Source organism: Streptomyces pimonensis, assembly GCF_041380215.1.
In the GTDB taxonomy this organism is placed as follows: domain Bacteria; phylum Actinomycetota; class Actinomycetes; order Streptomycetales; family Streptomycetaceae; genus Streptomyces; species Streptomyces pimonensis.
Genome location: NZ_JAHWZY010000013.1, coordinates 90,555 through 115,625 on the forward strand (window position 1 = coordinate 90,555; position 25,071 = coordinate 115,625).

The following is a 25,071-nucleotide window of genomic DNA, read 5'->3' on the forward strand; positions in this document are numbered from 1 at the left end:
ACCGGCACGGTTGCACGCACTGTCACGGACGAGCGGAAGGACGGACGGGAACGTGGGCGTCGACGTGCACGGCACAGTGACCGAGGGCTTCGAGCCGGTCCGGGAGGCGTTCGCGCGGAACTTCGACGTGCTCGGGGACCGGGGCGCGGCCGTCGCCGTGTACCGGGACGGACACAGGGTCGTCGACCTGTGGGCCGGGATGAGGGACGTCGACGGCACCGAGCCCTGGCGACGGGAGACCGCACAGGTCGTGCGTTCGGCGACCAAGGGCGTCGCCGCCGCCGTACCGCTGCTGCTGCACCAGCGCGGCGAGCTGGACCTGGACGCGCCGGTCGGCGCGTACTGGCCGGAGTTCAAGGCGCACGGCAAGGAGCGACTGCCGGTCCGGCACGTGCTGAACCACCGCGCCGGGCTTCCCGTCCTCGACCGTCCGCTCACCCCGCACGAGGCGACCGACCCCGTGCGGGCCGCCGAGGCGGTCGCCGGGCAGGCCCCCGTGTGGGAGCCGGGCACCGCCCACGGCTATCACGCGCTGACCTACGGCTGGCTGGTCGACGAGCTGGTGCGCCGCGTGACCGGCCGGGGCTGCGGCGAGTGGATCGCGTCGGAGATCGCCGGCCCGCTGGGCCTGGACCTGTGGGTGGGGCTGCCGAAGGCGCGGGCCCACCGCGTCGGCACGGTCGGCAGGATCGAGGCACCCGAGCCGTCCGGGACGCTCCGCGCCCGCCCCAGGCGCTCGGTCACCGACGCCTACGCCGACCCGTCCTCCCTCACCCGCCGCGCCTTCGCGGCGATCACCCCCTTCCCGGACCAGAACGACCCGGTGTTCCGCGCGGCGGCCCTGCCCGCCGCGGGCGGGATCGCGACGGCGGACGGGCTGGCCCGCTTCTACGCCTCACTGATCGGCCCGGTCGACGGCGCACGCCTCCTCGACCCGGCCACCGTCGAACTCGCCCGCGCCGAGGAGTCGGCCGGCCCCGACCGGGTGCTGGTCGTCGGCACCCGTTTCGGGCTCGGCTACATGCTGCACGGCGGCGCCTCCCCCTTCCTGGCCCCGGGCTCCTTCGGCCATCCCGGCCGCGGCGGTTCCCTCGGCTTCGCCGACCCGGAGTCCGGCATCGCCTTCGGTTACGTCACCAACGGCTTCCGCAGGACGGTGACGGCGGATCCCAGGGCCCAGGCGCTGATACGGGCGGTACGGCAGTCCCTGACGGCCTAGCCGCGGCTAGACGTGGATCGGGTGCGAGACACGGCCCGACGCGTCGTCGATCTCGCCGTGCGCCTTGGTGAGCATCTGCATGGCGAGTTCGTTCAGCGCGCGTGCGCCGGCGATCTCCTCCCCGACCCGCGGCTGATGGGGGTCGGTGTGGTGCCGGCTCGCGTGGCCGTGGGCCCGCACCTCGGTCCCGTCGGGCAGCCGGACCATCGCGGCGGCGCGCGTCTGCCGGTCGTCCTCCTCGAACTCCAGGTCCACGTGCCATCCCACTGCGGTGTGCATCATGACGGTCACCTCCGGAATCTCTCATTCCAGGGTGCGCCTCGCCCTGTGCCTGCGCACCCTCCCGGAACGGCGCGAACGGCACCGCCGACAGTCCGGTCGGCAGCCCGCCGCTGGAGATCGGCGTGCATCCGGCCGGCTTGTCGGTGATCCGGTGCGCGATGGCGTTCCGGCCGGCGTGGGCGACCGCGGCGAGCAGGACGGCCGCGGTCACCAGCGGGGTCACGCGGTGCGCTCGCGCACGTCCACGAGGGTCCCGCCGGCGTGGGCGATCAGCGTCTTGGGTTCCATCGGGAAGACGGTGTACGGGGTACCGGCCGCCGCCCACACGGTGGCGTGGCCGAGCAGGGAGCGGTCGGCGAGGACCCGGGTCCTCGTGCGGTGGCCGAAGGGCGGCACGCCGCCGATGGCGTACCCGGTGGTCTCGCGCACGACGTCGGCCCTGGCCCGGGTGACCCGGCCGGCGCCGAGCTCCTCCCGGACCCGCTCGACGTCGACACGGGACGCCCCGTCCATGAGCACCAGCACCGGCACTCCGTCGGCGGCGAAGATCAGGGACTTGCAGATCTGGCTGAGCTCGCAGCCGAGCGCGGTGGCGGCCTCGGCGGCGGTGCGGGTGGCTTCGGGGAAGCGGCGGACCTGCGGGATCACGTCCCCGAGCCCCAGGTCCCGCAGGGCCTCGGCGAACCGCGGGTGGGCTCCGGAGCCCTCGGCGTCGGTGGCGGCTGTCGTCATACAGGGCACGCTAGCGGCCGGTGCAGAGGGCATGCGACCGCATTCCGGCGGAGAGCGGAAGGGAAGCCGGTGAGGGCGCCCCGTCCCCACGGAGCCCTCACCGGCCGGTTCTGCGTACTCGTTCAGGCGGTCGGACGGTCAGGCCCTCGTGAGTTCCCGGTCCTCGTCCTTGCGGTCGTCCTCCGTGCGCAGGCCCTCGCCCTCGACGTCCACGTTGGGCAGGGCGCGGTCCAGCCACTTCGGCAGCCACCACGCCTTCTCGCCGAGCAGGGCCAGTACCGCCGGGACGATCGCCATACGGACGACGAACGCGTCGAAGAGGACGGCGACCGCGAGGCCGAAGCCGATCATCTTGACCATCGAGTCGCTGGAACCGATGAAGCCGGAGAAGACCGCCATCATGATGACCGCCGCCGCGGTCACCACCCGCGCGCTGTACTTGAAGCCGGTCACCACGGCCTGGGCGGGCTTCTCGCCGTGGACGTAGGCCTCCCGCATCCGGGTCACGAGGAACACCTCGTAGTCCATGGCCAGTCCGAAGACCACGCCGACCATGAAGATCGGCATCATCGACATGATCGGGCCGGTCTCCTCGACGCCCATCAGGCCGGACAGCCAGCCCCACTGGAAGACCGCGACGACCGCGCCGAGGGCCGCCATGACGGACAGCAGGAAGCCGAGGGCCGCCTTCAGCGGGACCAGGATCGAGCGGAAGACCACGATCAGCAGCAGGAAGGCCAGGCCGACCACCAGGACCAGGTACGGCACCAGCGCGTCGTTGAGCTTCTGCGAGACGTCGATGTTCATCGCCGTGGCACCGGTGACCAGGACGTCGGCGCCGGTGTCGGCCTGGATGTCCGCGCCCGCGTCGCGGATGTCGTGCACCAGGTCCTCGGTGGTCACCGAGGAGGGCTTGGCGTCGGGGACGACGGTGATCGTCGCCGTGTCGCCGGCCTTGCTGGGCTGTGCCGGGCCGACGTTCACGACGTTGTCGAGGCCCTTGATGGCGTCGCCGGCCTGCTGGAACACGGCCTGCGGGTCGTCGCTGCCCTTCGCGTCGACCACGACCACCAGCGGGCCGTTGAAGCCGGGGCCGAAGCCCTCGGAGAGCAGGTCGTAGGCGCGGCGCTGGGTCGTGGACGTCGGCTGCGAGCCGTCGTCGGGCAGGCCCAGTTCCAGCGAGGCCACCGGGACGGCCGCGGCGCCCAGACCGATGACGCCGAGCAGCAGGACGGCCACCGGGCGGCGGACGGCGAAGCTCGCCCAGCGGGTGCCCGTGTTGGGGCGCTGCGGCTTCTTCGCGGCGCGGTCACCGCCGAACAGCTTGCTCCTCTCGCCGGCCGGACGGATCCGGCGGCCCGCGTAGCCGAGCAGGGCGGGGATGAGGGTGAGGGCGATCAGGACCGCGAGGGCGACCGTGCCGGCGGCGGCGATGCCCATCTTGGTCAGCATCGGGATGTTGACGACCGACAGGCCCACCAGGGCGATCACGACGGTCAGTCCGGCGAAGACCACCGCGGAGCCCGCCGTGCCGACGGCCCGGCCGGCCGCTTCCTCGCGTTCGCGGCCCTCGGCCAGTTCGGCCCGGTAGCGGGAGACGACGAACAGCGCGTAGTCGATGCCCACCGCGAGGCCGATCATGCTGGCCAGGACGGAGGTGGTGGAGCCGAGGTCCAGCATGCCGGCCAGCGCGGTGATGCCGGAGACCCCGATGCCCACGCCGATGACGGCGGTGAGCAGCGGCAGTCCGGCCGCGAGCAGCGAGCCGAAGGTGATGACGAGGACGACCGCGGCGACGCCGATACCGATGATCTCGGCGGTTCCGGTGTGCGGTACGGCCTGGAGGGCGTCACCGCCGATCTCCACGGTCAGCCCGGCGTCGCGGGCGTCCTCGGCGGCGCCCTCCAGGGCGTCGCGGGAGGCGTCCTCCAGCTCCATGCCGGAGACCTTGTAGGTCACCGAGGCGTAGGCGGTGGTGCCGTCCTGGCTGACGCCGCCGCCCTGGTACGGGTCGGTGACGCCGGCGACCTCGGAGCCGCCGCCGAGGGTGTCGACGGTGTCCTGGACGGTCTTCCTGTGGTCGGCGTCGGTCATTTTCTCGCCGGCCGGCGCCTTGAAGACGACGCGTGCGGTCGCCCCGTCGGCGCTGGAGCCGGGGAAGCGCTCCTCCAGCAGGTCGAAGGCCTTCTGGGCCTCGGTGCCGGGGATGGAGAAGGACGAGTTGCCGGCCGCCGGGGCGCCGGCGGCTCCGGCGCCCGCGAGCGCCAGCAGCGCCACCCAGAACAGGGCTACGAGGTGCCGTCGCCTGAAGGCGAACCGGCCGAGTCGGTAGAGGAAAGTGGCCACGAGGGCGTACTCCCGGTCAGGTCGTGGTTGCTTCGGGGCAGGGGTGATCGGCCCGACGACGTGAGCGGTGACGTCAGGTGGTGGCTGACTGCGGGGACGGTCAGTGAAGGGGCACGCCGAGGGCGGGGAGCACCACGGCGTCGATGTACGAGGTGAGGAACTCCCGCGTGGGCGGCAGGTCGTCGATCAGCGTCCGCGTGGCGAACGCGCCGACGAGCATGTGCACCATGTAGTCCAGCGCCGGGTTGCCGGGGCTGATCTCGCCCCGGTCGACCGCGCGCCGGATCATCCGCCGGAACTCCTCCATCTCCGGTTCGACCAGGAGTTCCTTGAACGCCTGGCGGAGATCGTCGTTCATGTGGACGGCCATGGCGAGCGCGCGCATCAGGGCGGCGTTCCGTTCCATGGTGCAGTCGTCCTCACGGCCGACGATGGCGTGCAGGTCGCCGCGCAGGGTCCCGGTGTCGATGCCGGCGATGCCGCCGGACTTCTGGCTGCGCATCGCTCTCACCACCAGCTCGGCCTTGCCGCCCCACTGGCGGTAGAGGGTGGCCTTGCTGGACCGGGTGCGGGCCGCCACGGCGTCCATGGTGAGGGCGTCGTAGCCGACCTCGCGGAGCAGGTCGAGCACGGCCCCGTACAGTTCGGCCTCGCGCTCGGGGGTGATCCGGCTTCGACGCGTCGTCGCTGCTTCGCTCATACCGTTCACCTTCCGCTCCGGTGTCCGCCGTGTCAAAGAAACGACACGGTTTCGTACAGGACGAAGGTACTCCACCTCACGAACGAAACGAAACGGTTTCGTTCGTGGTCTGCGTCACGGTTGTCGGTTACTCATAAGTTGCCGGGCTCCGGCCCCCGGCAAAGCATGGGGAAGGTGAGCTATCTGCGTCTGCCGCACCTCGAGGGCGACCTGCTGTGCTTCGTGGCCGAGGACGACCTCTGGCTCGCCCCGCTCGACGGGCCGGGCCGCGCCTGGCGGCTCACCGTCGACCGCACCAGGCTCGGCCACCCCCGTTTCTCCCCCGACGGCCGCCACATCGCGTACACGAGCTGGCGCAGCCTCGACCCCGAGGTGCACCTCGTCCCGGTGGACGGCGGGCCGGGCCGGCGCCTCACCTACTGGGGCAGCTCCGACACCCGGGTCTGCGGCTGGGCGCCCCCCGACGAGGGCGGCCACGCCGAGATCCTCGCCGTCACCTCGCACGGTGAGCCCTTCTCGTACTTCACCTGGTCCTACAAACTCGCCCGCGACGGCAGCCCGGGCCGCAAACTGCCCTGGGGCCCGGTCTCCGACATCCAGGTCGCCGACATCGCCGGGGAGCGCAGGTCGCTGCTGCTCACCGGCACCCCGCCGCACGAACCGGCCTCCTGGAAGCGCTACCGGGGCGGCGCCACGGGCCGGCTGTGGCTGCACGGGCAGCGGCTGCTCGACGGACTCGACGGCCACCTGCACTCCCCGATGTTCGTCGGCGGCCGGATCGCCTTCCTCTCCGACCACGAGGGCGTCGGCAACCTGTACTCGTGCGCGTACGACGGCTCCGGCCTGCGCCGCCACACCGACCACGACGCCTTCTACGCCCGGCACGCCGCCAGCGACGGCACCCGGGTCGTCTACCAGTGCGCCGGCGATCTGTGGCTGGTGGACGACCTGGCCCCCGGTTCCGTCCCGCGCCGGCTCGACGTGTCGCTGAACGGCCCGCGGGCCGGGCGGCGCCCCTACCAGGTGCCCGCCGCCCACCACCTCGACGGCGTCTCGGTCGACGAGACCGGCCGCGCGAGCGCCGTCGTGGTCCGCGGCAGCCTGTACTGGCTCACCCACCGCGACGGCCCCGCGCGTGCCCTCGCCGACACCCCGGGCGTACGGGTCCGGCTGCCGGAGATGCTCGGCGCGGGCGGCCGGGTCGCGTACGTGACGGACTCCGAGGGAGAGGACGCCGTCGAGATCGCCTCCCTGCCCCGCGCCACCGGTCAGCGCGCCCCCCGACGGATCGCCGCCGGGAAGCTGGGCCGGGTGCTGGAGACGGTGGCCGACCCGGACGGGGAGCGGCTGGCCGTCGCCGCCCACGACGGACGGCTGCTGCTGGTCGACACCGGCGAGGAGGGCCGGGGGGAGGTCACCGAACTGGTCCACTCCGGCAACGGGCCGGTGCGCGACCTCGCCTTCTCCCCCGACGGGGCGTGGCTGGCCTGGTCCCACCCCGTGATCGGGCGGTCGCTGCGGCAGATCAAACTCGCCCGGATCGAGGACCGGCTGGTCCTCGACGTCACAGGCGGGCGCTTCGAGGACGAGAACCCGGTCTTCACCCGCGACGGCCGTTACCTCGCCTTCCTCTCCTGGCGCGGCTTCGACCCGGTGTACGACGTGCACACCGGCGACCTGTCCTTCCCGCTGGGCTGCCGTCCGTACCTGGTGCCGCTGTCGTCGGCGACCCCCTCCCCGTTCGCCCTCAACCCCGAGGGCCGCCCGGCCGCCGGGGGACTGGACCCGGTGGAGCGCGCGGACGCGGAGGAGGGCGGCGAGGGCGGCACGGTGACCGTGGAGGCGGAGGGCCTGGAGAGCAGGGTCACGCCCTTCCCCGTGACCGCCTCCAAGTACTCGGGGCTGTGCCCGGTCGCGGGCTGCGGCCTGGTGTGGCTGCGCTGGCCGATCTCCGGCGCGCTCGGCGAGACGTTCGTCAACCCCGACGACACCAGTGGCCGGCCCGCCCTGGAACACTTCGACATCAACCAGGCCAAGAGGTCCGAACTCGTCGCCGGCCTGGACTTCTTCGCGGTCAGCGGCGACGGCGCCCGGCTGGTCGTGGCCGACGAGGGCGAGTTGCGCGCGATGCCCGCCACCGAGCCCGGCGACAGCGACTCCACGGTGTGGATCGACTCCCGCCGCATCCTGCACGAGGCCGACCCGGCCGCCGAGTGGCGCCAGGCGTACGCGGAGGCCGGGCGGCTGGTCCGCGCCCACTTCTGGGAACCGGACATGTGCGGCATCGACTGGGACGCGGTCCTGGAGCAGTACCGTCCGCTGGTCGAACGGATATCGTCCCCCGACGAGTTCGCCGACCTGCTGCGTGAGGTGCTCGGCGAACTCGGCACCTCCCACGCCTATGTCACCGCCGCACGCCGCAGCGAGGGCCCTCCGCACTACCAGCGCCGCCAGGGCCTGCTCGGCGCCGACTTCGTCCTCCGGGAGGGAGGCTGGGCGGTCCGGCGCATCCTGCCCGGCGACTCCTCCGACTCCCGCGCCCGCTCCCCGCTGGCCGGCTCCGGCATCCGCGAGGGCGCGGTCCTCACCCACGTCGACGGCCGCCCGGTGGACCCGGCCACAGGCCCTTGTCCACTGCTCGCGGGGGCGGGCGGCACCACCGTGGAGCTGACGTTCGTCCCCGCCGGGGGCGAAGGACCGCCCCGCCGGGTCGCCGTCGTCCCGCTCGTCGACGAGACGCCGCTGCGCTACCAGGCCTGGGTCGCCAAACGCCGCGCGGTGGTGCGGGAGCTGAGCGGAGGCCGGTGCGGCTATCTGCACATCCCGGACATGGGCGGCTCCGGCTGGGCCCAGTTCAACCGCGACGTGCGCATGGAGATGTCCCGTCCCGCGCTGATCGTGGACGTGCGCGGCAACGCGGGCGGCCACATCAGCGAACTCGTCGTCGAGAAGCTGACCCGCACCGTCATCGGCTGGGACCTCACCCGCGACGCCCAGCCGGTGTCGTACGCCTCCGACGCCCCGCGCGGACCGGTCGTGGCCCTCGCGGACGAGGCGACCAGCTCAGACGGCGACATGATCACCGCCGCGTTCAAACTGCTGGGACTGGGCCCGGTGGTGGGCCAGCGCACCTGGGGCGGGGTGGTCGGCATGACCGGCCGGCACCGGCTCGGCGACGGCACGGTGATCACGGTGCCGATGAACGCGGCCTGGTTCGACGCGTACGGCTGGTCCGTGGAGAACAAGGGCGTCGAACCCGACCTGGAGGCGCTGCGCACCCCGTTGGACTGGGCCGAGGGCCGGTACGCGGTGCTCGACGACGCGGTACGGCTCGCCCTCGAACTGCTGGAGGCCGACCCTCCGGCGACGCCCCCCACATACCGCGACGTACCCGACCGCTCCCGGCCGAAGCTGCCGCCCCGGACGTGAGAGCTGCCGCCCGGACGTGAGAGGGGGCGCCCCTTCGCCACGGGGCGCCCCTTCCACTTCAGCGCACGACGTGCTCAGACGTGCTCGGCGTCAGACCTCGTAGTCCTGGTCGACACGCTCCTCGGACTCCCGCCGGCGCCGCTGTTCGTCCATGTCCTCGTCCCGCCGGCGGCCGCGGTCCTGCATCTGCTCCTTGCCCTGCTGGGCGCGCTGCTTGGCCTGCTGCTGGAACTGCCCGGACTTCTCCTGGAACTGGTCCTTCATACCCATGTGGGTTCACTCCCGTTGTGGGGTGGGGGAACTTGCCCGACCAGATTCACACGGCCCGTCACCCCACGCACGTCGATCAGTCACGGAACGTGTTCCGGTGCTGTTCATCGGCGTTGCCGCCCGCCCCGACCAACCCCGTGCGGACGCCCGTGAGCCGGCCTTCGAACCGCCGCATCTCCCGTTGTCCCACGGTTCCGACGACCGCGGGCAGGTAGCCGCGCACGCCCTGCATCCCGCGCAGCCACCACTGCCCGTACACATGGCTCGCCCGCCGCTCGACGCCGGCCACCAGGCGGTCCACCGCGGGCCCCAGCGGATAGGTCCTGTTCGACGGCCACGGCAGCCGCTGCCTCAACTCCCGCATCACGTCGTCCCGGTCGGCCCCGCGCACCATGTCGGTGTCGGTCCACGACAGGTACCCGACGCCCACCTTCACGCCCCGGTGGCCGACTTCGGCCCGCAGCGCGTGCGCGTACGCCTCCACACCGGACTTGGAGGCGCAGTACGCCGTCATCATCGGCGCGGGGGTGATCGCGGCGAGCGAGGCCATCTGCAGCAGGTACCCGCGGCTCTCGAAGAGCAGCGGCAGGAACGCCCGCGCGGTGACCGCCGATCCGATCAGGTTCACCTCGATCACCCGCCGCCAGGACTCCGGGTCGGAGTCGGCGAACGGACCGCCCGTCGCCACACCGGCGTTGGCGACCACGATGTCGACCCGGCCGAACCGCTCCCGGACCTCCTCGGCGACCCGGACCATCGCCTCGTGGTCGGTGACGTCCGCGTACCAGTGGCCGCTGCCGCCGTGCAGCCGCGCGGAGACGTCCTTGAGCGCGTCCGGCTCCAGCCCGACCAGCGCCAACTCCACCCCGCGCGCGGAGAGCTTGCGCGCCAGCAACTCCCCGACGCCGCGCGCCGCTCCGGTGACGACGGCGACCTTTCCTTCGAGACTCACCCTGCTCATGCGCTCTCCTCGACTGCGGGTACGGCGGGTATGCGGGCGGCGGCCAGGGACCGGATCCTCCCGGTGACCGGACCGGGCGCCTCGACGGGCGTCATGTGGCCGACGCCGGGCAGTTCAATGACGCCGAGGCAGTTCGGCAGCGCGGCGGCGAGCGACCGGGCGTGCACGGGCGGGGTGAGCCGGTCCGCGCCGCCGACGACGATCTCGACCGGTACCCGCAACTGGGCGACAGCGTGGTCGAGGTCGAGCCCGTCGAGCACGTGCGACCAGGCGTGACGCACCGCGCGCGGGCAGGAGTGCACGATGCGGGCGCAGGCCTCGACCATGTCCGGGGTGGGATCGGGGCCCATCGTCGCGTACTTGAGGATTCGGCGGGCGAGCGGCGTGACCGGTCCGAGCGGGGCCCGGGAGCCGAGGACGCGGCCGGTCAGCCGGCTCCGCAGCCGTCCCGGCCGCAGCGGCAGCACCGTCGACTCGGCGACCAGCCGCGAACTGCCCGTGCTGCACAGCAGGACGGCGGCCGCGTGCGCGCGGAACGCGGGCCTGCCGGCGGCGGCCATCACCGACATCCCGCCCATGGAGTGCCCCGCGACCACCGCCTGTTCCCCCGGCGCGAGGGCGGTGGTGAGGACGGCCTCGAGGTCGTCGGCGAGCGCGTCGGTGCTGCACGCCGGACTCGCGGGAGTGCGTCCGTGGCCGCGCTGGTCGTAGGCGACGACCCGGTGATCGACGGCCAGTTCGCGGACCTGCGCGGCCCAGAAGGCGGTCGAGCAGGTCCAGCCGTGGGCGAGGACGACCGCGGGCGCCCGCTCGGGGCCGTGCACCTCGACGTGCAGCCGGGCGCCGTCGGCGGAGCGGGCGGTCAGTTCACGGGCGGCGGCGGGCGGGGCGTACGGGCCGGAGGTGACATGGACGAGACGGCTCACGCGGCCGCCCCCGCGTTCTCCCGGTCGTCCTTCGACGCGGCCGGGACGCTGCGCAGCACGGCGTACTCGGCGAGGTCGACCCGGCGGGTCTCCCGCCGGAACTCGCTCGTCGTACCGGGCCAGATGGTGGTGTTGCGCCCGCTCTCGTCGAGGTACCAGCTGGTGCAGCCGCCGGTGTTCCACACCGTGCGCTTCATCCGCTCCTGCACCCGGTGGTTCCAGGCCCGTACGGCGCCGGGGTGGGCGTCGAGGGCGACCCGGCCGCCGAGGACGTCCAGTTGGCGGAGGTAGTCGGCCAGGTAGTTCAGCTGGGACTCGATCATGAGGATCATGGAGGAGTTCCCGAGGCCGGTGTTGGGCCCGATGATCGTCATCCAGTTGGGGAACCCGGCGGCCGAGGCGCCGCGCAGCGCCTGCATCCCGCCGGCCCAGCTCTCGGCCAGGGTCTTGCCCTCGGCGCCGACGACCCGCTCCGCGATGGGCATGTCGGTGACGTGGAAGCCGGTCCCGAACACGATCGCGTCGACCTCGGCCTCGGTCCCGTCGGCCCCGACGACGGTCGGTCCGCGCACCTCGCTCAGCCCGCCGGCCACGACGTCGACATTGGGCCGTGCGAGCGCCGGGTAGTAGGTGCTCGACAGCAGGATCCGCTTGCAGCCGATGCGGTAGTCGGGGGTGAGCTTGGCGCGCAGGGCCGGGTCCTTGATCGCGCGACCCATGTTGCGCCTGGCCAGCCGCTCGACGAAGCCGAGCTCACCGGGGTGCTTGGTGAACGCCTGGACCTGCAACTCCCTGATGCCCCAGAGCAGTCCGCGGCGCAGCTTGGTGGTGACGGGCAGCGCCCGGTGCAGGGCGCGTTCGGCGCCGCTGATGGGCCGGTCGACGCGGGGCAGGACCCAGGCGGGGGTGCGCTGGAAGAGGGTGAGCCGTGACACGAGCGGCTGGACGGCCGGCACGATCTGGATCGCCGAGGCGCCGGTGCCGACCATGGCGACCCGCTTGCCGCGCAGGTCGTAGTCGTGGTCCCAGCGGGCGGAGTGGAACACCTTGCCGGGGAAGGTGTCGAGGCCGGGGACGTCCGGCAGCTTGGGCTCGGACAACGGTCCGGCGGCCGACACGACCACGTCCGCGCTGAGACCGCCGCTGCTGGTCTCGATCTCCCAGCACAGCCGCTCGCCGTCCCACACCATCCGCTTCACCTCCGAGTCGAAGCGGATGTGGGGCCGCAGCCCGAAGACGTCGGTGACGTGCTCCAGGTAGGCGCGGATGTGCCGCTGCCCGGAGAAGGAGCGGGGCCAGTCGGGATGGGGCGCGAAGGAGAACGAGTACAGGTGGGACGGCACGTCGCACGCGCACCCGGGATAGCTGTTGTCGCGCCAGGTGCCGCCGACGCTGCTCGCCCGTTCCAGGACGACGAAGTCGGTGATGCCCTCGCGCCGCAGCCGCACGGCGGCCCCGAGTCCGCCGAATCCCGACCCGACCACCGCCACTCGTACGTGCTCGTGCCCTTGTTCGTGCTCGTGCTCGGCCATCCCGAAGCCTCCACGCGTCGCCCAGAACTCCGCCAGTGAACACTGGCGCAATGGGGAGAGTAGAGCAGCTCCGTACTGATGGGTAGGGTGCGGACAAGGAAAGTTACCGCCGGTACGCCCTAGGCTGCTCGTGTGGCGGAGGACAACGCAGAACCCGGTGAGCGGCGCGAGTACCGTATGGACGAGCTGGCCCGGCTGGCCGGCATCACGGTGCGCACCCTGCGCTTCTACCGCGAACGCAAGCTGATCCCGCCACCGCGCCGCGAGGGCCGCATCGCCTGGTACGACGACCACCACCTGGCCCGCCTGCGCACGATCACGGCGCTGCTGGAGCGCGGCCACACCCTGAACGGCATAGCGGAACTCGCCGAGGCCTTCGACCACGGCCGGGACGTCGGCGACCTTCTCGGCATGGACACCCCCACCGAGGAGACCCCGGTCCGCCTCACCCCCGAGGAACTCGCCGACCGCTTCTCCGGGGAGGTCACCCCGGAGAACCTGGCCGCCGCACTGGACCTCGGCTACCTCGGCGTCGACGGCGAGGAGATCGTCCACGTCAGCCGCCGCCTGCTCGACGTGTCGTCGGCCCTGGTCCGCGAGGGCATCCCGCTCGCGGAGGTGCTCCGCGCCGGTGCCGAGGTCCGCACCCACGCCGACACCCTGGCCGACCTCTTCACCGGCCTGATCCTCCGCCACGCCCCGGAGGAGTCACTCCACCGCCTGCGCCCCCTGGCCCGCAGCGTGGTGGACGCGGAACTCTCCCTGGCGTTGGACCGACGGCTGCGCGAGCAGGGCTGACCGTCGTCAGCGGTCGAAGACCACCGTCACCGGCGCGTGGTCCGACCACCGCTCGGCGTGTGTGGCGGCCCGCTCGACGTAGGCCTCCACCGCCCGCGCCGCGATCCCCGGAGTCGCCACGGCGAGGTCGATCCGCCACCCCGTGTCGTTGTCGAAGGCCCGTCCCCGGTACGACCACCAGGAGTACGGCCCGTCCACCTCCGGATGCAGCGCCCGCACGACGTCGACGTACCCGCCGTCGTCCGCGGCGAAGACCCGGGAGAGCCACTCCCGCTCCTCCGGCAGGAACCCGGAGCTCCTGGTGTTCCCACGCCAGTTCCTGAGGTCGGCCTTCTCGTGGGCGATGTTCCAGTCCCCGCAGACCACGACCTCCCGCCCGTCTGCGGCGGCCCGCTCCCGCAGCCCCTTCAGGTGGACGAGGAACTGGTCCATGAAACGGACCTTCTCCTCCTGCCGCTCGGTCCCGACCTCCCCGGACGGCAGGTACAGCGAGGCCACGGTCACCCCGGGCAGATCGGCTTCCACGTACCGCCCGCTGTCGTCGAACTCGTCCGACCCGAACCCGATCCGGACCCGGTCCGGCTCACGCCGGGTGTACAGGGACACCCCCGCACGCCCCTTGGCGGCGGCGGGAGCGTGCACGACGTGCCACCCCTCGGGCGCCCGCACCTGCTCCGGCAGCTGCTCCGCCTCCGCCCGCACCTCCTGCAGACACAGCACATCGGCGGAGGTCTTGGCCAGCCACTCCACGAAGCCCTTCCTGGCGGCGGCCCGCAGTCCATTGACGTTGACGGAGGTCACAGTGAACACAACACACTCCCAGCTCTCACTGCCGGCCCCTCCCCGGACACGTTGACGGAGGTCACAGTGAGCATCAGGGCACGATACGACACTCCACGTGCGGGCGTGTTCTACCGTATTCGGCATGGAAATCCGCCCGGTCCCCTACGACCACCCCGACGCCGTGAAGCTGGACGCCGAAGTCCAGGCCGAGTACCACGTCCGCTACGGCGACGGCGGCGACGCCACCCCCATGGACCCTGCGGACTTCCGGCCCCCGAACGGCGTCTACCTGATCGCGTACGACGAGGCGGGCGTCCCCGTGGCCTCCGGCGGCTGGCGCGCGCAGGACGCCAACGACGAGGGCAACCGGGACGGCGACGCCGAGCTGAAGCGCATGTACGTGATCGAGCAGATGCGCGGCCGGGGCCTGGCCCGCCGCATCCTGGCCGCCCTGGAGGAGGACGCCCGCGCCGCCGGCCGCGTCCGCGTGGTCCTGGAGACCGGCACCAAGCAGCCGGAGGCCATCGCCCTGTACACCTCCAGCGGCTACGAACCCTGCGAGAAGTTCGGCTACTACCGCTTCCACGAGGCGAGCCTCTGCTACGCGAAGGCCCTCTGAGACCGGCGCCGGGTCATCGTCGGAGGGCGTCTCCCCCGATGATCCGGCTCCGGCGTCGGACACCCGGCCTCACGGGCCGGGCCGAGCTCGCGTCCGCCCCGGCGACAGCCGCTCGTACACCGCCACCCGGCGGCCGCGGGCCTGTGCGTCGGCCACCAGCCTGAAGTGCTCCCGCAGAACGGAGACCTTCGTCCTGTCGCGCGCCGAACGCGTCGGTCGCGCGACCTCCGTCGCGTCCGTGACGAGGACGACGCGCTGCTGGGCGAGGAGCGACGCGCGTATCCGTTCGGGCTCGCCTCCACTCCCTTCAGGGTTCCGGAGCGCTGCGGGCTCTCCGCCAGGGCCATGTCGTGCAGGCCGGTGAACGCGTCCGGGAGACCATCCGGGTGTCCCGGCGGGCCGCGGGAAGGAAGAGGACGGCGTCCCCTGTCTCCTTCAGCCGTTCGACCTGTGCAGCTGCCGACAGGACGTCGTCCACACGACTGGCCGGGGACCGTTTGGCCAGCGCCTGCGGCAGCAGGGCGATCGGGGAGACGACGACCAGAGCGGGAAGGACCCACCGCGACACGCTCACCGACCGCCGGGACACCGCCCGTACGGCAGCACCGAGAATCACCCCGGTCATGGGCGCCAGGCCGACCAGGCTGAACAGGACGTACCGGTCCACGAACAACGGCTGGAACAAGGAGAGTCCGACCAGGCCGAGCTGCGGGACCGCCAGCAGCGGCAGCCCGACGGCCGCCGCCGACAGCCTCCTCGTCCGGGGCCGGTCGAGGAGGGCGCCGAGACCGGCGATCGCCGGCAGGACCAGCGGGCCGATCAGCATGTGCCAGGTCAACGGCGGTATCCAGGAGACCTGGGCGGACTGGCTGCGACGTGCGACGGCACCGCCCACCAGAAGTGGACGGTCGTCTGATCCCACGCCCCGGCCCGACCTCGTGCCGGGGGCGTTCGGCATCCGGCCGGCCGACGCGATCGGACGCCGGCCGCAGTGGTCCTGGCCTTCTGCCGAAGTGCTCGGGAGGGACAGAGCGCTGGTCCGCAGTGATGGGGCGTCAGCAGGGGGCGGAGCGGCTGCCGCACCACATGTCGAAGCCCCGGTCGGTGATACCGACCGGGGCTTCGAGCTGCGTGGACCTGAGGGGATTTGAACCCCTGGCCCCCTCGATGCGAACGAGGTGCGCTACCGGACTGCGCCACAGGCCCTTGCAACGAGTGAAACTTTAGCATCCCGATCGGGGTGCTCGGAAATCCATCGGCCCGGCCCTACTCGTTGGCGGCCTTCGGTCGCTCCCCGTCCTCGTACTGGTCGAAGAGGGGGGTGCGGCCGCGTTCGCGGGAGCGGCGGGCCGAGGCGGCCCGCCGGGCGTCGCTGCGGTCGCCGGCGGGGGCCGCCGGGTCCGGGTCCGCTTCGTCGGCCGCATCCTGCGTCTCGTCCGCCGGTACGGCGCTGGAGCGGGCCGAGCTCCAGGTGTCCGGGGCGCCGAGGTCCACGTCGCCGGAGGCGCGGGGGGCGACCGGGGCGGTGACGTATGTGGGGAGCGGCACCGGGACCGGGTCCCAGCTGTCGCCGCCCTGGCCGGGCCGTCGCTGCCGCTCGCGCTGCTGGTCGACCCACTCGGCGTGGTCGGTCTGCTCGACGAGCGCGCGCCGGTCCGCGGCGAGCGCGGTCAGGCCCGGGTCGGGATCGACTCCCGCTTCCGGTCCCTCCGGTTCCTCGGGGTCGGCGTCCTCCACGGGGGGACGGCGGCGCGGCTGGCGCTCGCGCAGCCGCTGCGCCGCGACCTCGGCCTGGCGGCGGTCCATCTGGTAGGCGAAGCGGCGGCGCTCCTGGGAGCGGAGGTAGGCGATGTACGCGCTCAGCAGTATGGCCGGCACGCCGGGCGCCCAGAGGAAGGTCAGTCCGCCGACCGCCGCGACGACCGCGCCGAGCGTGAAGGCGATGAACAGCATCGTGGTGGTGCGACGGCGGCGGGCGAGCGCCTTCGAGCGCTGGGCGCGTGCGGCGGCGGCCTGCGCCGCCCGGGCCCGCTGGACGTCCGGTCCGCGGCGGGCGGCCGGAACACGTCCCCGTACGGCGTCCGGTTCGGGCGCCCGCCGCTCCGCGTGCGCGTACGGGGGCCGGCCGGGTGCCGGTTCCGGCCGCTCCGCGGGGGGCGGCGGCACGGGCGCCTGGGTCTGCGGACGGGTTCGGGACACGGCGAAGGCCCGGACGTCCACCGTGTCGGTGACCGCGTCCGGGTCGTGGACGCTCCGCTCCCCCTCGTCGGCGGAGCGCGCCCTCAGGTCCTTGGCGTACCGGCGCTCCATGCCCGCCCGTCCGGACAGCAATCGGATGGCGGTGCTGAAGCGTTCCGTCGGACGGGCCTCGTTCAGCTCGTCCTGCCTACGGAGCCACATCGGCACCAAGTAGGCGGCCCAGGCCCCGACGATGACTGCGTAGATGAGGCCGCTGCTGCTCACGTCTCACACGGTAGAGGGGTTTGCACGGAGCCATCCGCCAATTGGACCGGTGTGTCGCACGATCTGGCTGATATTTCGAACTTTTCTTGTGATCGATGCGCTCAGGGACCCACCTGAACCAGGAATTCCGCACCCGTGGGCGGTCACCCCCTGCTTAAATTCGAACATTTATTCAATTTCCGGGGCCGTGCGGGATTCCCGGATTACGCCGCTCGTGGCCGGACCGCCGCTCGGAGCGTGCCCGGCGCCACCGGGCGAGCAAACCGTCGGGGACCTCCTCCGCCGTGAGCGCGAAGACGAGATGGTCGCGCCAGGCACCGTCGATGTGCAGATATCGCGGGCGCAGGCCCTCCTCGCGGAATCCGAGTTTCTCCACGACCCTGCGGCTCGGCCCGTTCTCGGGGCGAATACAGACCTCGATGCGGTGCAGTCCGACCGTGCGGAAACAGTGGTCCACGACCATCGCCACGGCCGTCGGCACCACTCCGCGGCCGGCCACCGCCTCGTCCACCCAGTAGCCGACGTGGCCCGAGCACATCGATCCCCAGGTGATCCCGGCGACCGTCAACTGGCCGACGAGACGTCCCTGGTACTCGATGACGAACGGCAGCATCCGGCCCGCGTTCGCCTCGGAGCGCAGGTGGCGGACCATCTGACGGTACGTCGGACGGTGGATGACCGGTCCGCTGGGCGTGGGAGGCGGGATCGTCGCCTCCCAGGGCCGCAGCCAGTCGCGGTTGCGCCGGTTGACCTCGCGCCAGGCCTTCTGGTCGCGCAGCCTTATCGGCCGGAGGACGATGTCGCCGTCCACCAGCTCGGCCGGCCAGTGCGGACCGTTCAGCTCGCACCCCCGCCCGTGGCGTCCGGTCCCGGGTGGTCCCCGCCGCGCAGCTGGTCCACGGCGTGCTTCAGCAGCGGTTCCAGGACGGTGAGCCCGTCCTTCACCCCGCCGCCGGACCCCGGCAGGTTGACGATGAGCGTGCCGCCCGCGACTCCCGCGAGGCCCCGGGAGAGGGCGGCCGTGGGCACCTTGTCCCGGCCGTACGCCCGGATGGCCTCCGCGATCCCGGGGACCTCGTGGTCGATGACCCGGCGGGTCGCCTCGGGGGTGCGGTCGGTGGGCGAGACGCCGGTGCCGCCGGTGGTCACGACGACGTCGTACCCGGCGTCGACGCCCGCGCGCAGTGCGGCCTCCACGGGGTCGCCGTCGGGGACCACCCGGGGGCCGTCGACCGCGAAACCGAAGCGGCGCAGTCCCTCCGCGACCAGCGGACCGCCCCTGTCCTCGTAGACGCCGGCGGCGGCCCGGTTGGACGCGGTGACGACGAGCGCGCTGTACGGCGCGGGCGGCGCACCGCCGGCCGACGCGTCGAGGCTCATGCCCGGCTCCAGTCGCCCGACGTGCCGCCTGTCTTCTCCTCCACCCGCACGTCCGTGATGACCGCCTCCTTGTCGACCGCCTTGACCATGTCGATCACGGTGAGCGCGGCGACGGAGACCGCGGTGAGCGCCTCCATCTCGACGCCCGTGCGGTCCGTCGTCCTCACGGTCGCCGCGATCTCCACGGCGTCGTCCGCGACCGACAGGTCCAGTTTCACACCGGAGACCGACAACGGGTGGCACAGCGGGATCAGATCGGGGGTGCGTTTGGCGCCCATGATGCCCGCGATGCGCGCGGTGGCCAGCGCGTCGCCCTTGGGGACGCCCTCGCCCCGCAGCAGCTCGACCACGCGCGGTGAGACGAGGACGCGGCCGGTGGCCCGCGCGGTGCGCGCGGTGACGTCCTTGCCGGACACGTCGACCATGCGGGCGGCGCCCGCCGCGTCGATGTGGGTCAGACGGGACTGTCCGGAGGATCCGGCGGATTCGGAGGGTCCGGGGGTCTTCCCCCGGGAAGGCACGGTCATGATCGTGTGGCGCTCCCGGTCCTGGCCCGTCGCGGTGCGGCGTACGGGCCTGCTGTGCGCGACACGGTACCGCCAACGGGCCGCGCTCAGCCGAGCAGGACCACCTCGACCTCGGTACCGGGCGCGACGGACTCGGCGTCCTCGGGAACGACGATCAGGGCGTCGGCCCGCGCGAGGGCCGCCACCAGATGGGAACCGGCTCCCCCCACGGGCGTCACCGTGCCGTCGGCGTACCGGCCGCGCAGGAACTGGCGGCGGCCCCCGGGCGAGGTCAGCGCCCGGTCCGCGGTGAGCTTCGCGCGGGTTCTCGGCCGGTGGACGTCCGTCAGACCCATCAGGGTGCGGATGGCGGGGCGGACGAACAGCTCGAAGGAGACGTACGAGGAGACCGGGTTGCCGGGCAGGGCCAGCAGCGGGGTGTGGTCGGGGCCGATGGAGCCGAAGCCCTGGGGCCTGCCCGGCTGCATGGCGAGCTTGCGGAACTCGACGCCGCTGCCGGGCTCGTCCTCGTCCCCGGCGTACGACAGCGCCTCCTTGACGACGTCGTACGCCCCGACGCTCACGCCGCCAGTGGTGACCATCAGGTCGGCGCGCACCAGCTGGTCCTCGATGGTGTCCCGCAGGGTCGTGGCGTCGTCGGCGACGGCGCCCACGCGGTAGGCGATCGCGCCCGCGTCCCGCGCGGCGGCGGTGAGGGCGAAGCTGTTGGAGTCGTAGATCTGACCCGGGCCCAGCTCCCCGTCGGGCTGCACGAGTTCGCTGCCGGTGGAGAGCACCACCACGCGCGGGCGCGGGTGCACGCGCACCGTGCCGCGGCCGATCGCGGCGAGCAGGGAGATCTGCGGCGGGCCGAGGACCGTACCGGCCGCCAGGGCGCGGTCGCCGGCCTTGACGTCGCTGCCCTCGGCGCGCACGTGCGCGCGTGCCTCGGCCGGGCGGTACACGTTCACCTGCCCGGTGGCGCCCTCGGGGGCGAGGCTGCGGGCGCGCATCCCGGCGGCCGGGCCCTCGCCGAGGCCGCCGTCGGTCCACTCGACGGGGACGACGGTCTCGGCGCCGGGCGGGAGCGGGGCGCCGGTCATGATGCGGGCGGCCTGGCCGGGGCCGACGTGGAGGAGGCCGGCCTCGCCCGCGGCGACGTCCCCGACGACCTCGAGGGCCGCCGGGTACTGCTCGCTCGCGCCCGCGACGTCCGCGACCCGCACCGCGTACCCGTCCATGGAGCTGTTGTCGAACGGGGGCAGGGAGACCGGCACCGTGACGTCCTCGACCAGGACGCAGCCCTGGGCGTCGAGGAGGTGCAGCTCGATGGGTTCGAGGGGCCGGACGGTCGCGAGGATGTCGGCCAGGTGCTCGTCCACCGACCAGAGGTGGTCCGGTTCTGCGGTGCGGGGCGCGGCGGTGCTCAACGTTGCTGCATCTCCTCGGTGACGTATCGCTGGAGCCAGGTCCGGAAGTCCGGTCCCAGGTCCTCACGTTCGCACGCGAGTCGGACAATGGCACGCAGGTAGTCGCCGCGGTCGCCGGTGTCATAGCGGCGGCCCTCGAAGACGACGCCGTGCACCGGGCCGCCGATCTTCTCGTCGGCGGCGAGCTGCTGGAGGGCGTCGGTGAGCTGGATCTCGCCGCCGCGGCCGGGCTCGGTCCTGCGCAGGATGCCGAAGACGGCCGGATCGAGGACGTATCGGCCGATGACGGCGTAGCGGGAGGGCGCGTCCTCGGCGGCGGGCTTCTCGACCAGACCGCTGACCTTGACGACGTCGGTGTCCGCGGTGGTCTCGACGGCTGCGGAGCCGTAGAGGTGGATCTGCTCGGGGGCCACCTCCAGGAGCGCGACGACGCTGCCGCCGTACTGCTGCTGGACCTCGATCATGCGCTGGAGCAGGAGGTCGCGCGGATCGATCAGGTCGTCGCCGAGGAGGACGGCGAAGGGCTCGTCGCCGACGTGCGGGGCGGCGCACAGCACGGCGTGGCCGAGGCCCTTGGGGTCGCCCTGGCGGACGTAGTGCATGGTGGCGAGGTCACTGGACTCCTGGACCTTGGCGAGGCGGTCGGCGTCGCCCTTCTTCTGGAGGGCGGACTCCAGTTCGTAGTTGCGGTCGAAATGGTCCTCCAGGGGACGCTTGTTGCGGCCCGTCACCATGAGGACGTCGTCGAGACCGGCGGAGACGGCCTCTTCGACCACGTACTGGATCGCCGGCTTGTCGACGACCGGCAGCATCTCCTTGGGAGTGGCCTTGGTGGCCGGCAGGAACCGGGTGCCGAGGCCGGCTGCGGGGATGACAGCCTTGCTGATCCGAGGGTGTGACTGAGACATGCCCGCCACCATATCGGGCCCCTTTGCAGGGAATCTGAGGCTCCGGTTAATTACCGATCATATGAGCATATTGGAACGGTACGGGAACAGACATGGGACACGAAGAGGGCAGGAACGAGCCTGACAAGCGGACATGGCGTCAAGGCCTCCTCATGGTGAGGAACGGGTTGACGGCAGACGACATACGGGAATCCGCGGTCGCCCTGGCCCGGCAGGCGCTCGGACTGCCCGAACTGGTGCACGCGCGCACGGTGGCGGCCTACGTCTCCGTGGGCACCGAACCCGGCACGCGCGCACTGCTCGACGCGCTGCGCGCGCGGGACGTACGCGTCCTGCTGCCCGTGCTGCTGCCCGACAACGACCTGGACTGGGGGGCGTACGAGGGCGAGGACCCGCTCGCGCGCGTGCGACACGGCGCGAAGACGACGCTCCTCGAGCCCGCGGGACCGCGCCTCGGACCGGACGCCGTCACGGAGGCGGACGTCGTGCTGCTGCCGGGCCTGGCCGTCGACACGCGCGGGATGCGCCTGGGCCGCGGCGGCGGCTCCTACGACCGGGTCCTCGCCCGGCTGGAGCGCGCGGGCGCGCGTCCGGCGCTGGTGGTGCTGCTGTACGACGCGGAGGTCGTCGCGCGCCTCCCCGTCGAGCCGCACGACCGGCCGGTGCACGCGGTGGTGACGCCCTCCGGGGTGCGCCGGTTCGGCTGAACCCCCGTACACGCGGAAGCGGCCCCACGCCTGCGCGTGAGGCCGCTTCCGACGGCGGGTACCGGGGTCAGGGCTTCAGCAGCAGGGTGTCGCCGGTGCTGTCCGCGACCGCCTTCTGCGAGTACGGCCACTCCAGCAGTTCGCCCTCGGCCCACTTGTCCGTCTGGTCGACGTAGTGGGGGCTGTAGGCGTGCCCGGAGGCGCCGGTGAGGTTGATCCACCGGGACTTGTCGAGGTCGCCGAGGTTGACCACCATCCGCATGGACGGCACCCACACGACGTCGTAGCCGCCGGCGGCGTTCCAGCCGGTCGCGTTGACGGTGGCCTCGCCGCCGCCGAGCTTCCACGGGCCGCGGTTGAGGAGGTGCTGCAGGAAGCCCGGGCCCTCGGTGCCGAGGGTCTGGTTCTTCAGGAACAGGCGGTGCAGCCGGCCCCAGCTCCAGCTGTCGATGTCCTTGCCGAGCTTGGCGGTCAGCTCCCAGCGGGCGTCGATCAGGGCGCGCTTGAACAGCTCGTCACGGTTGTCCGCGGCGGGACGGGTGCCCGACTTGGGGGTCGTCCACCAGTCGCTGTCCTCCTTGTCCATCAGCGTGCGGACCACCTCGAACCAGCGGTCGCCGCCGTCGGGCTGCGCCTGGTCGGCGTCGCGCTGACCGCACTCGCGGACCTTGCCCGCCTCGTCTGCGGGCCCGGTGGTGTTGACCGGCTCGACCCACAGGCACTGGCCCTTGACCCGCAGCTCCTTGGGCAGCTTGTGGCCGAAGGCGAGCTTGAGGATGTTGCGCCAGACGGAGTTGAAGTAGGCGGCGGCGGCCGAGTCGGCGTCCTGGGTGTAGTCCCAGCCCTCCAGGAGCTTCTGCGCCTCGCGGACGTCCTCGTCCTCGGTGTCGATCTTCAGCAGGTGCGGCACCAGCAGCTTGGCGATGGTGCTGGAGTTGTCGAGCTGCATCTGCCGCATGTCGTCGGTGGAGACCTTGCCGCCGTCCTTGATCTTCGACTCGATCAGTTCGGTGATCCGCCGGCTGCGGGCGCCGTACCCCCAGTCGGTGGTCAGCGTGTACGGGTAGTCCTCGCCGACGACGGCCTGGTTGGCGGTGACGATGTAGCCGCGGTCCGGGTTGTACTCGTAGGGCAGCGCGTCCTGGTCGATCCAGCCGGCCCACTCGTAGTCGGGGTCCCAGCCGGGGGCGGGGAGGGAACCGTCGTGGTTCTCCGCGCGGGTGGGGATCTTCCCCGGGAGCGTGTAGCCGATGCTGCCCTCGGTGTCCGCGTAGACGAGGTTCTGCGAGGGCACCTCGAACAGGGCGGCCGCCTCGCGGAAGTCGTCCCAGTCCTTCGCGCGGTTGATCGCGAAGACGGAGTCCATGGTGCGGCCCGGCTCCAGCGCGGTCCAGCGCAGGGCGACGCCGTAGCCGTCGCCCCGGTCGGGGGCGGCGCTGTCGACGGTGGCCTTCTTGCCGGTCCTGACGAGCTCGTCGGAGCGGTCGGAGAGCAGGGGACCGTTGTTGGTCTCCCGCACGACGATCTTCCGCGCCTTGCCGCCGGCGACCTCGATGGTCTCCTCGCGGGTCTCGAACGGCACCACCTTGCCGTCGTACTGGTAGCCGTCGCCGGTGATCTTCTCCAGGTAGAGGTCGGTGACGTCGACGCCGGAGTTGGTCAGGCCCCAGGCGATGTCCTGGTTGTGGCCGATTATCACGCCCGGCATGCCCGCGAAGGTGTAGCCGGTGACGTCGTACTGGCAGGTGGCGGAGACGTCGCGGCAGTGCAGGCCCATCTGGTACCAGACGGACGGCAGCGCGGCCGACAGGTGCGGGTCGTTGGCGAGCAGCGGTTTGCCGGTGATGGTGTGCTTCCCGGAGACCACCCAGGAGTTGGAGCCGATGCCGTCGCCGTTGACGCCGACGGCGGTGGGGAGGTCCTCCAGGACCTGCTGGAGACCGGTCAGCTGGCTCTCCAGGGCGGAACCGCCGGTGCCGGTACCCGTCCCGGTTCCGAGGCCCGTTCCGGTGCCGGTACCCGACCCGGTTCCGAGGCCCGTACCCGTTCCGGTGCCGGTGCCGGTGTCCGTGCCCGCCCCCGTGCCGTCCGCGTCCTCGCCCTGCACGTACGCCCCGGTGAGCTGGTCGTACTGACCCTCCTGGACCACCGGCTTGTTCCGGCTGTACGGGTACGCCGGGTACAGGTCGGCGATCTGCTGCGGGCCGAGGCGGCTGGTCATCAGTGCGCGGTCGATCTCGTCCTGCATGTTGCCGCGCAGGTCCCAGGCCATCGCCTTCAGCCAGGCCACGGAGTCGACCGGGGTCCACTTCCCGGGCTTGTAGTCGTTCTCGAAGCCGAGGGCCGCGTACTCCAGGGAGATCTCCTCGCCCTCCTTGCCCTCCAGGTAGGCGTTGACGCCCTTGGCGTACGCCTGGAGGTACTTCTTCGTGGCGGGGGAGAGCTTCTTCTCGTACTCCTCCTTCGCGACCCGGTCCCAGCCCAGGGTGCGCAGGAACTCGTCGTTGTCGACCTGGCCCTCGCCGAACATCTCCGACAGGCGCCCGGAGGTCATGTGCCGGCGCACGTCCATCTCGTAGAACCGGTCCTGCGCCTGGACGTAGCCCTGCGCCATGAACAGGTCCTCGTCGGAGGAGGCGTAGATCTGCGGGATGCCGTAGCCGTCCCGTTTGACGTCGACGGTACCCGTCAGGCCCTTGAGGGTGATCGAGCCCTCGGTCTGCGGGAAGGAGGCGCGCACGGTGCTGACGGACCAGTACCCCCCGTAGGCGACGCCGCCGATCAGGCCCAGCACCAGGACGAGCACGATCAGTCGGGCTTTACGCCCCTTCTTCCTGCCGGACTTGCCGGGTTGCTGACCCGTGGAGGCGGTGGTGTCGGTGGGCATCGCTGTCCTTGCTGTCCTAACGCGAGCGGCAGGTCGGGCTGTGCTTTTAACTGAGCGTTGAGGCAACGATAGGCGCAGGGCCCCGCGGCACTTGACGCGGAGTGGGGAACCAGCCCGGACGGACGTTCGATCATGCCCCCGGAAGCGTCAAGAACGCGTCAAGAGTTAGGTAAGGTAACGAAGTAGTTTGCCG

At 72.3% G+C, this 25,071-nt stretch carries 22 protein-coding genes, 1 tRNA gene and 1 pseudogene; 5 read left to right on the forward strand and 19 right to left on the reverse strand.

Going from position 1 to position 25,071, the window contains the following annotated elements:
* The first annotated feature begins 52 nt into the window (after positions 1–52).
* A complete protein-coding gene (locus KYY02_RS15350; protein WP_371238502.1) occupies positions 53–1,219 on the forward strand; it encodes a serine hydrolase domain-containing protein in 1,167 nt (388 codons plus the stop codon).
* 6 nt (positions 1,220–1,225) lie between these two features.
* On the opposite strand, the gene KYY02_RS15355 is transcribed toward KYY02_RS15350, so the two are convergent.
* From KYY02_RS15355 to KYY02_RS15375, 5 genes and pseudogenes are all read right to left on the reverse strand, one after another.
* Positions 1,226–1,501, reverse strand: coding sequence for a DUF1876 domain-containing protein (locus KYY02_RS15355; RefSeq protein ID WP_371238503.1), 276 nt, complete (start codon positions 1,499–1,501; stop codon positions 1,226–1,228).
* Positions 1,502–1,565: 64 nt separating this feature from the next.
* Positions 1,566–1,724: pseudogene (locus KYY02_RS15360) on the reverse strand (EamA family transporter); the annotation flags it as partial.
* Complete coding sequence (locus tag KYY02_RS15365) at positions 1,721–2,233, reverse strand: YbaK/EbsC family protein (protein WP_371238504.1); 513 nt, start codon at positions 2,231–2,233, stop codon at positions 1,721–1,723. The gene KYY02_RS15365 and the pseudogene KYY02_RS15360, both read right to left, overlap by 4 nt.
* Positions 2,234–2,371: 138 nt before the next feature.
* Entirely contained in the window at positions 2,372–4,579 is a 2,208-nt protein-coding gene (locus tag KYY02_RS15370; RefSeq protein ID WP_371238505.1) for an MMPL family transporter, read from the reverse strand.
* A 100-nt stretch (positions 4,580–4,679) separates the two neighbouring features.
* Positions 4,680–5,279, reverse strand: a complete 600-nt coding sequence (locus KYY02_RS15375; protein WP_371238506.1) for a TetR/AcrR family transcriptional regulator — start codon at positions 5,277–5,279, stop codon at positions 4,680–4,682.
* A gap of 174 nt (positions 5,280–5,453) precedes the next feature.
* On the opposite strand from KYY02_RS15375, the gene KYY02_RS15380 reads away from it, so the two are divergent.
* Positions 5,454–8,708, forward strand: coding sequence for a S41 family peptidase (locus KYY02_RS15380; RefSeq protein ID WP_371238507.1), 3,255 nt, complete (start codon positions 5,454–5,456; stop codon positions 8,706–8,708).
* A gap of 90 nt (positions 8,709–8,798) precedes the next feature.
* On the opposite strand, the gene KYY02_RS15385 is transcribed toward KYY02_RS15380, so the two are convergent.
* The 4 genes from KYY02_RS15385 to KYY02_RS15400 all read right to left on the reverse strand — a co-directional run bounded on the left by KYY02_RS15385 (position 8,799) and on the right by KYY02_RS15400 (position 12,397).
* A complete protein-coding gene (locus KYY02_RS15385; protein WP_371238508.1) occupies positions 8,799–8,978 on the reverse strand; it encodes a hypothetical protein in 180 nt (59 codons plus the stop codon).
* Positions 8,979–9,054: 76 nt separating this feature from the next.
* The gene (locus tag KYY02_RS15390) at positions 9,055–9,939 is read right to left on the reverse strand and encodes an SDR family oxidoreductase (protein ID WP_371238509.1); all 885 of its coding nucleotides are present in this window, start codon (positions 9,937–9,939) and stop codon (positions 9,055–9,057) included.
* A complete protein-coding gene (locus KYY02_RS15395) occupies positions 9,936–10,865 on the reverse strand; it encodes an alpha/beta fold hydrolase (RefSeq protein WP_371238510.1) in 930 nt (309 codons plus the stop codon). The genes KYY02_RS15390 and KYY02_RS15395 overlap by 4 nt, the downstream gene beginning before the upstream one ends.
* Positions 10,862–12,397 (reverse strand): flavin-containing monooxygenase, encoded by a 1,536-nt coding sequence (locus tag KYY02_RS15400; protein WP_371238511.1) that lies wholly within the window; start codon positions 12,395–12,397, stop codon positions 10,862–10,864. The genes KYY02_RS15395 and KYY02_RS15400 overlap by 4 nt, the downstream gene beginning before the upstream one ends.
* A gap of 177 nt (positions 12,398–12,574) precedes the next feature.
* Here KYY02_RS15400 and KYY02_RS15405 point away from each other — a divergent pair, with 177 nt between their 5' ends.
* Positions 12,575–13,195, forward strand: coding sequence for a MerR family transcriptional regulator (locus KYY02_RS15405; RefSeq protein ID WP_371238586.1), 621 nt, complete (start codon positions 12,575–12,577; stop codon positions 13,193–13,195).
* 6 nt (positions 13,196–13,201) lie between these two features.
* Here the strand turns inward: KYY02_RS15405 and KYY02_RS15410 are convergent, their stop codons facing one another.
* Positions 13,202–14,005, reverse strand: a complete 804-nt coding sequence (locus KYY02_RS15410) for an exodeoxyribonuclease III (protein ID WP_371238512.1) — start codon at positions 14,003–14,005, stop codon at positions 13,202–13,204.
* 115 nt (positions 14,006–14,120) lie between these two features.
* On the opposite strand from KYY02_RS15410, the gene KYY02_RS15415 reads away from it, so the two are divergent.
* On the forward strand, positions 14,121–14,597 hold the full coding sequence (locus KYY02_RS15415; protein WP_371238513.1) for a GNAT family N-acetyltransferase: 477 nt from the start codon (positions 14,121–14,123) through the stop codon (positions 14,595–14,597).
* 307 nt (positions 14,598–14,904) lie between these two features.
* On the opposite strand, the gene KYY02_RS15420 is transcribed toward KYY02_RS15415, so the two are convergent.
* The 8 genes from KYY02_RS15420 to galU all read right to left on the reverse strand — a co-directional run bounded on the left by KYY02_RS15420 (position 14,905) and on the right by galU (position 21,284).
* A complete protein-coding gene (locus KYY02_RS15420) occupies positions 14,905–15,519 on the reverse strand; it encodes a hypothetical protein (RefSeq protein WP_371238514.1) in 615 nt (204 codons plus the stop codon).
* 210 nt (positions 15,520–15,729) lie between these two features.
* Positions 15,730–15,803, reverse strand: a tRNA-Ala gene (locus tag KYY02_RS15425).
* A gap of 60 nt (positions 15,804–15,863) precedes the next feature.
* On the reverse strand, positions 15,864–17,060 hold the full coding sequence (sepX, locus tag KYY02_RS15430; protein ID WP_371238515.1) for a divisome protein SepX/GlpR: 1,197 nt from the start codon (positions 17,058–17,060) through the stop codon (positions 15,864–15,866).
* A gap of 172 nt (positions 17,061–17,232) precedes the next feature.
* Complete coding sequence (locus KYY02_RS15435; RefSeq protein WP_371238516.1) at positions 17,233–17,871, reverse strand: GNAT family N-acetyltransferase; 639 nt, start codon at positions 17,869–17,871, stop codon at positions 17,233–17,235.
* Between the two features lie 26 nt (positions 17,872–17,897).
* Positions 17,898–18,440, reverse strand: coding sequence for a MogA/MoaB family molybdenum cofactor biosynthesis protein (locus KYY02_RS15440; protein WP_371238517.1), 543 nt, complete (start codon positions 18,438–18,440; stop codon positions 17,898–17,900).
* Positions 18,437–18,967, reverse strand: coding sequence for a cyclic pyranopterin monophosphate synthase MoaC (moaC, locus tag KYY02_RS15445; RefSeq protein WP_371238518.1), 531 nt, complete (start codon positions 18,965–18,967; stop codon positions 18,437–18,439). The genes KYY02_RS15440 and moaC overlap by 4 nt, the downstream gene beginning before the upstream one ends.
* An 86-nt stretch (positions 18,968–19,053) precedes the next feature.
* Positions 19,054–20,376 (reverse strand): molybdotransferase-like divisome protein Glp, encoded by a 1,323-nt coding sequence (gene glp, locus KYY02_RS15450; protein ID WP_371238519.1) that lies wholly within the window; start codon positions 20,374–20,376, stop codon positions 19,054–19,056.
* Positions 20,373–21,284: a UTP--glucose-1-phosphate uridylyltransferase GalU gene (galU, locus tag KYY02_RS15455; RefSeq protein ID WP_371238520.1), complete on the reverse strand. Its 912-nt coding sequence runs from the start codon at positions 21,282–21,284 to the stop codon at positions 20,373–20,375. Before galU ends, glp begins: the two co-directional genes overlap by 4 nt.
* A gap of 92 nt (positions 21,285–21,376) precedes the next feature.
* Between galU and KYY02_RS15460 the strand changes: the two genes are divergently transcribed.
* The gene (locus KYY02_RS15460) at positions 21,377–21,991 is read left to right on the forward strand and encodes a 5-formyltetrahydrofolate cyclo-ligase (RefSeq protein WP_371238521.1); all 615 of its coding nucleotides are present in this window, start codon (positions 21,377–21,379) and stop codon (positions 21,989–21,991) included.
* 67 nt (positions 21,992–22,058) lie between these two features.
* Here the strand turns inward: KYY02_RS15460 and KYY02_RS15465 are convergent, their stop codons facing one another.
* Entirely contained in the window at positions 22,059–24,878 is a 2,820-nt protein-coding gene (locus KYY02_RS15465; RefSeq protein ID WP_371238522.1) for a penicillin acylase family protein, read from the reverse strand.
* Between the last annotated feature and the right edge of the window lie 193 nt (positions 24,879–25,071).

What these genes read in the sequence shown, in the direction of transcription:
- KYY02_RS15405 (WP_371238586.1), top strand. Translation starts at nt 12,575, where the DNA reads ATGGACGAGCTGGCCCGGCTGGCCGGCATCACGGTGCGCACCCTGCGC.
- KYY02_RS15465 (WP_371238522.1), bottom strand. Translation starts at nt 24,878, where the DNA reads ATGCCCACCGACACCACCGCCTCCACGGGTCAGCAACCCGGCAAGTCC.
- moaC (WP_371238518.1), bottom strand. Translation starts at nt 18,967, where the DNA reads ATGACCGTGCCTTCCCGGGGGAAGACCCCCGGACCCTCCGAATCCGCC.
- KYY02_RS15375 (WP_371238506.1), bottom strand. Translation starts at nt 5,279, where the DNA reads ATGAGCGAAGCAGCGACGACGCGTCGAAGCCGGATCACCCCCGAGCGC.
- KYY02_RS15385 (WP_371238508.1), bottom strand. Translation starts at nt 8,978, where the DNA reads ATGGGTATGAAGGACCAGTTCCAGGAGAAGTCCGGGCAGTTCCAGCAG.
- KYY02_RS15460 (WP_371238521.1), top strand. Translation starts at nt 21,377, where the DNA reads ATGGGACACGAAGAGGGCAGGAACGAGCCTGACAAGCGGACATGGCGT.
- KYY02_RS15355 (WP_371238503.1), bottom strand. Translation starts at nt 1,501, where the DNA reads ATGATGCACACCGCAGTGGGATGGCACGTGGACCTGGAGTTCGAGGAG.
- KYY02_RS15400 (WP_371238511.1), bottom strand. Translation starts at nt 12,397, where the DNA reads ATGGCCGAGCACGAGCACGAACAAGGGCACGAGCACGTACGAGTGGCG.
- galU (WP_371238520.1), bottom strand. Translation starts at nt 21,284, where the DNA reads ATGTCTCAGTCACACCCTCGGATCAGCAAGGCTGTCATCCCCGCAGCC.
- KYY02_RS15390 (WP_371238509.1), bottom strand. Translation starts at nt 9,939, where the DNA reads ATGAGCAGGGTGAGTCTCGAAGGAAAGGTCGCCGTCGTCACCGGAGCG.
- KYY02_RS15440 (WP_371238517.1), bottom strand. Translation starts at nt 18,440, where the DNA reads ATGAGCCTCGACGCGTCGGCCGGCGGTGCGCCGCCCGCGCCGTACAGC.
- KYY02_RS15365 (WP_371238504.1), bottom strand. Translation starts at nt 2,233, where the DNA reads ATGACGACAGCCGCCACCGACGCCGAGGGCTCCGGAGCCCACCCGCGG.
- KYY02_RS15415 (WP_371238513.1), top strand. Translation starts at nt 14,121, where the DNA reads ATGGAAATCCGCCCGGTCCCCTACGACCACCCCGACGCCGTGAAGCTG.